6 protein-coding genes and 1 pseudogene are annotated in these 7,468 nt (G+C 75.2%); 3 read left to right on the top strand and 4 right to left on the bottom strand.

Annotation, left to right across the window (positions count from 1 at the left end):
• Nucleotides 1-479: pseudogene (locus tag DEF28_RS27715) on the top strand (hypothetical protein); the annotation flags it as partial.
• Nucleotides 480-993: 514 nt separating this feature from the next.
• The gene (locus DEF28_RS24315) at nt 994-1,527 is read left to right on the top strand and encodes a hypothetical protein (RefSeq protein WP_114400412.1); all 534 of its coding nucleotides are present in this window, start codon (nt 994-996) and stop codon (nt 1,525-1,527) included.
• 287 nt (nt 1,528-1,814) lie between these two features.
• Here DEF28_RS24315 and DEF28_RS28900 read toward each other — a convergent pair whose 3' ends face one another.
• Entirely contained in the window at nt 1,815-3,071 is a 1,257-nt protein-coding gene (locus tag DEF28_RS28900; protein WP_114400413.1) for a right-handed parallel beta-helix repeat-containing protein, read from the bottom strand.
• 185 nt (nt 3,072-3,256) lie between these two features.
• Between DEF28_RS28900 and DEF28_RS24305 the strand changes: the two genes are divergently transcribed.
• Nucleotides 3,257-3,655 (top strand): VOC family protein, encoded by a 399-nt coding sequence (locus tag DEF28_RS24305; RefSeq protein WP_114400414.1) that lies wholly within the window; start codon nt 3,257-3,259, stop codon nt 3,653-3,655.
• A gap of 55 nt (nt 3,656-3,710) precedes the next feature.
• Here the strand turns inward: DEF28_RS24305 and DEF28_RS24300 are convergent, their stop codons facing one another.
• The 3 genes from DEF28_RS24300 to DEF28_RS24290 form a co-directional block, all read right to left on the bottom strand.
• Nucleotides 3,711-4,385: a response regulator gene (locus DEF28_RS24300; RefSeq protein ID WP_114400415.1), complete on the bottom strand. Its 675-nt coding sequence runs from the start codon at nt 4,383-4,385 to the stop codon at nt 3,711-3,713.
• Nucleotides 4,382-5,623: a histidine kinase gene (locus tag DEF28_RS24295; RefSeq protein WP_199493500.1), complete on the bottom strand. Its 1,242-nt coding sequence runs from the start codon at nt 5,621-5,623 to the stop codon at nt 4,382-4,384. The genes DEF28_RS24300 and DEF28_RS24295 overlap by 4 nt, the downstream gene beginning before the upstream one ends.
• A gap of 333 nt (nt 5,624-5,956) precedes the next feature.
• On the bottom strand, nt 5,957-7,468 hold a 1,512-nt coding region (locus DEF28_RS24290; RefSeq protein ID WP_114446236.1), incomplete at its 5' end, for a beta-galactosidase.

The raw sequence follows: 7,468 nt of genomic DNA, 5'->3' as shown, positions 1-7,468 counted from the left end.
CGGTGGCCCTGGCCGGACTGGCGGCGGGCGGGCTGGGGTGGCTGTTCACGAGCGGGGACGGCACCGTGGTGCGGGTCGCCGACGCTCCGACGGAGCCGCCGACCGCGCCGGCCGAGGTGTCCGACTCGCCGGCTCCGCCCTCGGAGTCGCCTGACGAGGCCCAGGACGCACCGGTGGTCGAGGAGGTGGTTGTGTCGCCGAGCCCGGAGGCCCCCGCCCCCACCGCCGAGGAGGCGCCGGAGGCCGCGGCGGAGCCGCCGACCGACATGGGCGGTACACCCGACACCTCGCCCGACAATGCCGTCCCTACGGACGGCGGAACCGGCAGCGGCGGGTCGAATCCGCCGCCGGCCGAACCCGACCCGACCACTCCGGAACCCGGGCCCACGCAGAGTCCGACCGACCCCGGTGACGGCGGCGAGGACGGGTCTGGCGGCGGGTCCTCCGGCGGCTGGCCGCCGCCCTGGTGGCCGTTCTGACCCGGTCCCGGCACGTCTTCGCCGGCCCCGGTGCACGGCCTCCGGCCCGCCCGCGCGCATGACGCAGGGGGTCCGGCCGCGCCGCTCCGGCCGGGTACGGCCGGGTACGGCCGGGTACGGCCCCCGCAGCCTCCTGGCACCGGGTGTCCGACTCCGTCGGCCGTACGAGGCGTGGTTCCCGCCGCATCGCCCCCCCGACGCGGAACGTCTGGCCCTGGCCATGGACGTCGATCCCGCGAGGCCGGACATCCCCTGACATGGGACGTCCGGCCGGCACAACAGCACGCTCAGGCCCACTCCGTGCGCTCGCCGGGGTGCGGTCGGCGCGCTCCGGTGGAGGTGTCTCGGAGCCCGGGCCGCCGTGGTTCGGAGCGTCGTGAATTCGGGATTTGTTCGCCCGGATATGGGGCACACGTGGCTCGTCGGGCCACAGCATCTGATAGGGCGCGAACTGCTATGGCAATTTGTCGGGTTCTTGCGCTGTGCGTAATGTGCGGTCTTTACGATCATCGACATGACGACGACGCAGACGGGCCGCCCGCTCAACGGTGACCGGATGGTGGTCCTGTTGAAGGAGTTCGGGATCGAGGTCGAGAACGCTCCCGGCCGGACGGCGGGCGCGATGGCCGCGGTGCAGCTGGCCTACGCGCTGCTCGGCGCCGCGGAGCGCAACGCGATCGACGCCGAGCAGGCGGCGATCGCCGCAGGGTCGGAGGATTTCGGCCCCGCCGCACACAGCCGGGCGGTTGCGGCCGGCGTGCGCAGCGAGGTCGAGGAGTTCGCACTGGCGGAGTGGCAGGTCACCCGGCTCACGCAGGCCCTCGGCCGCCTGGTGGGGGACGGCTCGGAGCAGCCGGATGAGGAAGGCGTGGTCGCCAACCGGCTCGGCCGCGCGATCGAACTGACCGGTGCCGCGCTCGCCGCCCTCCTCAGCGCCGCCGCGTCGGTCCGCGATACCCAGCGGGATGACGACGACAGCCGTGCGGCCGCCGCCGACATGCTCGACGCCATGCGGGCGCTGGACCGGGCGCAGACCGCCCTGCACTAGGGCTTGTCCGGTCGCCCGTGGCGCAGCACCGCACCTGCCACCCGGCGGGGTGACCACTGCCCAGCGATGGTCGTCCGCCAGACACGCCACAGGTCCGCGTCCCGGGCCCGCCCCGTATCCCCCGTATCCCTGAACCCGCGCAGGACAGGCCGGGCGGCGCTCTGGCGACCAGCTGGCCGGGGCACGGTGCGGTGCCGACGGCCCGGCGCGGCACGGCGCCGGGCCATCGGAGGCCGAGTGGTGCGGCGGGCGGAGGCCGGCCGCCGCGATACGGGCGGCCGCGGCGGTCAGAGCCGGGCGCCGAGGTCCGGGTGGTTCCTCGGGCGGAGGAAGTCGGAGCCGGCGATGTCCCCGGCGCCCGTCCGCGGGCCGGTGAGCACCCGGGAGTCGGTGCTGAGCAGATCGGCGTCGCTCCAGGAGCCGGAGATGCCCCAGGAGTTGCCGGACCCCCTGGCCGAGCCGATGGCGACGGCGGCGCCGTTGCCGACCGCCAGGTTGCCGGTCGGCACGGTCGCCGAGCGGTTGAGCTGGAATCCGCGGTCCGCGTTCTCGTAGGCGGTGTTCCGGGTGAGCCGCATCGCTGCGCCGTTGCCGTTGTCGGTGTAGCCGTCGGCGGCGTTCCCGAACGACATGGTGTTGCGGACGACGTGCGCGACCACCGGCGCGGGGCTGCCGCCGCCGAGCTTGAAGCCGTTGCCGTCCCCGGAGAAGTCCGGCAGGTTCCAGCGGTTGTAGCCGTTGCCGTAGGCGACGCTGTCCTCGACCGTGATGGGCGAACCGAACTCCCAGGCGTCGAACCCGTCGTCGACGTTGTTCCACAGCCGGGCGCCGCGGACCACGTTCCCGCCGCCTGACCCCTCCTTGATGGCGAGGCCGTCGGCGCTCTCGCCGTTCTTGCGCGGGTCGCGGTTGCCGTAGCTGTCGAGGTTGAGGATGAGGTTGCGCGGGGACTGCCCCTGGAGCTGGAACCCGCTCTCGTAGTTGTCCCGCGTGACCAGGTCGGCGAAGACGTTGTCGTTGCACCCGTCGCAGTAGACACCGTACGGACCGTTGATGATCTCCAGCCCGCTCACCCGCCACCATGACGCCTCCTGGTGGATGGCGCCGCGCTGCGGCCGCGGGATACTGCCGCCCACCGGGGTGTGGCTGGCCGGCAGCGCCTCGCCGTCGATGACCACGCGTTCGTCCCCGTAGTTGGTCAGGGTGATGGGGGCGTCGGCCCGGCCGCTGGTGGTGATGGAGATGTTCGCCGAGGTCAGCGGGTACGTGCCGCCGCGCACGGCGATGACGTCACCGGGCTCGGCGAGGTCGACGGCGCGCTGGATCGTGCGCAGCGGCCGATCGAGCGAGCCGGGGGCGGTGTCACTGCCGTTGGTCGCGACGACCAGCGTGGGAACGGGGTCCGCGCTGGCCGCCGCAGCCGGCGCGGCGCCGGCGGGTCCGGACATCGCGGCGACGGCGGCCAGGGCAGCGGTCGCGGCGACGGCCGCGCGGCGGACGGTGCCTGCGGTGCCGCTGCGGACCGGGGGTCTCCTTCGGAACATGGCGATCCCTTCGACGGAATGGAAGAAAGCGCTTTCCGAACCGGAGTGTGGCACCACCCGGACTCCTCCACCAGGGCCGGTCGGCCCCTTGATACGGCCCCGGCCCGGCCCCTTCCGGGACCGCCGCCGCGCCGTGTCCGTTTCCTGCAATACCCTGCGCCGCCGGCCGCCGTATCGTGCGCCCCATGACGATTCACTGCGATCTGGTCGGCCTGGTCGTGGCCGACATGGCCGCGTCCCTGGCCTTCTACCGCCGCCTCGGCCTCGACATCCCGGCGGACGCGGACTCCCAGCCGCACGTGGAGACCACGCTCCCGGGCGGGCTGCGGCTCGCCTGGGACACGGCCGACACCATCCGCTCGTTCGCCCCGGACTGGACCCCGGCCCGCGGCGGCCCGAACATGAGCCTGGCCTTCCGGTGCGACGGCCCGGCCGATGTGGACCGCCTTTACCACGACCTCGTGCGGGCCGGCTACCCGGGCCACGTGGCACCCTGGGACGCGGTGTGGGGGCAACGCTACGCGACGCTGCACGACCCCGACGGCAACGGCGTCGACCTCTTCGCCCCGCTGCCGGCGGCGTGAACGGGGTGGTCCCGGCGCCCGGCACCGCGGTCGGGCCGGGCGCCGCACGCGGCGGTCAGTCGCGGCCGGTCGACACCAGCCCGCTCTCGTAGGCGACGATGACCAGCTGCGCCCGGTCGCGCGCGTCGAGTTTGGTGAGCAGCCGGCTGACGTGCGTCTTCACGGTGGCCACCCCCAGGTGCAGCCGTTCGGCGATCTCGCGGTTCGCCAGCCCGCGCGCGACCAGGACGAGGACCTCGCGCTCCCGGGCGGTGACCCCGCGCAGGTCGCGCGCCAGCGGCGGCGCGGCCGCCGGCCGGCGCGCGAACTCGGCTATGAGCCGGCGGGTCACGCTCGGGGCGAGCAGCGCGTCGCCGGCCGCCACGGTCCGGATGGCGGTCAGCAGGTCGGCCGGCGGCGTGTCCTTGAGCAGGAACCCGCTGGCTCCCGCGCGCAGCGCGGCGTACACGTAGTCGTCGAGGTCGAACATCGTGAGGATGAGCACCCGTACACCAGCCGTCTCTGGCGCGTCGCGGAGGCGGCGGGTCGCCTCGATCCCGTCCATCTCGGGCATACGGACGTCCATGAGCACGATGTCCGGCCGCTCCCGCCGTGCGAGGTCGACCGCGGCCGCGCCGTTCTCGGCCTCGCCGACCGCCATGAGCCCGGGCGCGCTGTCGACGAGCACCCGGAAACTGCCGCGCAGCAGTGCCTGGTCGTCGGCCACCAGCACGCGGATCGGTTCACTCACGCCCTCACCCCGCCGCCGGTCACGTACGGCAGCCGTACCTCCACCGCGAACCCGCCGCCCTTCCGCGGCCCCGCGGCGAAGCTCCCGCCGAACGCCGCGGCACGCTCCCGCATCCCGATAATGCCGTGCCCGCCGCCGGCCGCTCGCTCCCGGCCCGGGCGCGGTGGCGGGCCGGTGTCCACGACCGTGATCCGCACGTCGCGGGCCGACCCGCTGACGGTGACCTGGCAGCGCGTCGGAGCCGCGTGCCGGACGACGTTCGCCAGCGCCTCCCGCACGATCTGGTACACGGAGAGCCCGAGCGCCTCCGGCAGCCGGCCAGCGCCGGTGACCCGCAGGTCGACCCGGACACCGGCCGCCTCGGCCGGGGCGACGAGCGCCGGCAGGTCGGCCGGTCCCGGATGCGGCACCCGGTCGGCGGCCGCCTCCTGGAACGCGCCCTCGGTACGTAGCACGCCGAGCAGCCGGCGGGTCTCGGTGAGCGCGCCGCGGCTGGTCTCCTCGATGGTCCGCAGCGCCGCGCCCGCCTCCTCGGGGCGTTCCTTGAGGACGTGGTTGGCGACCCCCGCCGTCACCGCTATCACCCCCATGCTGTGCGCGACGATGTCGTGCAGTTCCCGCGCGATGCGCAGCCGCTCCTCGGTCACCGCCTGCCGCGCCAGCCGGGCGGCCGACCACGCCGCGTAGTCCCGCCGGGCGCGCACCGCACTGCCGACCGTCCAGGCACCACCGAGGAGGACCGCCCCGAGCAGCACCGCCACCGCCTCCCCGCCCCACCACGCGGGCTCCGTGCCGCGGGTCGCCGGCACGCCCGTGGCGGTGGCCCCGAAGAGCCCGACCGCGCTCAGCGCGCCGACAGCGGTGGACAGCCCCCAGCGGACGCGCACCCGGGTGTGGGCGACCGTGTAGAGCGCCCACGCCGCCGCGACGAACGCGTCGTGCGCCGTACCGAGGAACAGCCCCGCCGCCGACATCCCGAGAACCACCCCGAAGACCGGCAGCGGCCACCGCCGGCGCAGCGCGAGCGGCAGCCCGATGCCGGCCGCCACCATGTAGTCCACCCATGCGGGCACCACCGGACCGGACGCGCGGGCGGGACCGAGGTCGGGCAGCGCCAGGAGCACCAGGGTGAAGGCGACGGCGGCCAGCCCGTCGAGCACGGCGAGTGCGCCGGAGCGCAGCCGGGGCGGGCACACCGCTCGCTGGTCCGGCGCGGCCGGCGGGGAGGGGGCGGTCACCGTGTGACGGTATCCCGGAGCGGCAGCCGCGTCGTCCGCCCGCGGGCGGTCCGCCGCCGGACGGACCCGGCGGCACTCCAGCACACCCGGCGAGGAGCCCGGCGGGCAGCGGCCCTACCCGTCCACCGCCCCGGAGGCGCACCGCGGAGCGGCGGTGTTTCACGTGGAACACCGTGCGTGACCGCGCGGGATGGTCGCGGTCAGCCGGGCAGCGGTCCGATCGGGTCGGTGCCGCCGTGGCAGTCCACTGGGTCGCAGTCGCCGCGTTCGCGGCGGCCGCCGAGCCGCGGACGGCCGCCCGTTCCGCCCGCCCGGTGGCCCGTGCGGGCGGTCTCACTCCTCGGTGGGCCCCGCGTCCGGGCCGGGCCGGAACTCCCATTCGGGGCGCCGGGCCGACTCCAGCTCCAGTACGGTGACGCGGTTGCGGCCGGCCCGCACCACCGGCCCCGGAACGTACAGCGTGCGCTGCGGACCGCGCCGCCAGTACCGGCCGAGGCAGAAGCCGTTGACCCACGCCACGCCCTTCGTCCAACCGGGCAGCGCGAGGTGCAAGTCGACCGGGCCGCCGACCTCGAACTCGCCGCTGTGGAACGCCGGCCCGAGCACCGCCGCGTCCGAGGGCGTGAACGGCAGTCCGGCATGCGCGTCGAGGTCGATCCGGTACACCTGCCAGCCGCGCAGTTCGGCGCCGTCGACGGCGACCGGGCCGATGAGCCCCTTGTGCTCGCCGATCCGGGGCCCGTAGTTCACCCGCCCCTGGTCCTCCACGAGGAGGTCGAGGACCGCGTCGGGCCGGTTCGGCGCGACCGCCAGTGAGGTGTCGTGGAACTCTCGGCTGAGCACGCCGGCCGGGACCCCGTCCACGAGGACCTGCGCGCGGTCCCGCACCTCGCCGACCGTGAGCACCTGGGGACCGGCGGCGGCGAGCGTTGTGCGGTAGAGCACGAACCCGCGGTACTGGCCGGCCTCGTCCATGGTGGGCGCCCGGTCGTGGTCGGTGCGGGTGGCGAGCCGGTCCAGGTGGCCGAGCAGCGGCGCGGTGGCGGTGGCGCGGACCGGGAACGCCGGCGCCGGTCCCGCGGGCTGCGGCGCGAGCTCCGGCACCGGGGCGTAGCGGGCGATCACCTCGCGGTAGGCGGCGTACTTCTCGGTCGGGTCTCCCGCCTCCGACAGGGGGGCGTCGTAGTCGTAGGACGTGACGGTGGGCCGGTAGACGCCCTTGTGGTTGGCGCCATTGCCCAGGCCGAAGTTGCTGCCGCCGTGCAGCATGTAGACGTTGACCGAGGCCCCGGCCGAGAGCAGCTCGTCCAGCGCCCGCGCGGATTCGGCGGCCGGGGTGGTGTGGTGCGCGCCGCCCCAGTGGTCGAACCAGCCGTTCCAGAACTCGGCGCACATCAGCGGACCGGTCGGCTGCTGCCGCCGCAGGACGGCGAGCCGTTCGGTGACGTGCCCGCCGAAGTTCCCGGTGCGGTGCACGTCCGGCAGCCCGCCCCGGGCGAGCATGGTGTCGTCGGCCTGGTCACAGGTGAACAGCGGGACGTCGATACCCCCGCGCCGCAGCATCCCCACGAGGGCGCGCAGGTAGCCGGAGTCGTCGCCGTAGGCGCCGTACTCGTTCTCGACCTGCACGGCGAGGACCGGTCCGCCCCGCGTCACCTGGGCCGCTGCCAGTACCGGCAGCAGCCGGTCGAAGTAGCCGGCGACGGCGTCCAGGAACCGCGGGTCGCTGGAGCGCAGCCGGATGGCCGGGTCCCGGGTCAGCCAGCCGGGCAGCCCGCCGTTGTCCCACTCGGCGCAGATGTAGGGGCCGGGGCGCACGATGGCGTGCAGGCCGTGGGCGGCGGC

Source organism: Marinitenerispora sediminis, from assembly GCF_003336425.1.
Classification (GTDB): domain Bacteria; phylum Actinomycetota; class Actinomycetes; order Streptosporangiales; family Streptosporangiaceae; genus Marinitenerispora; species Marinitenerispora sediminis.
This window is presented reverse-complemented; position numbering and strand designations above follow the sequence as displayed.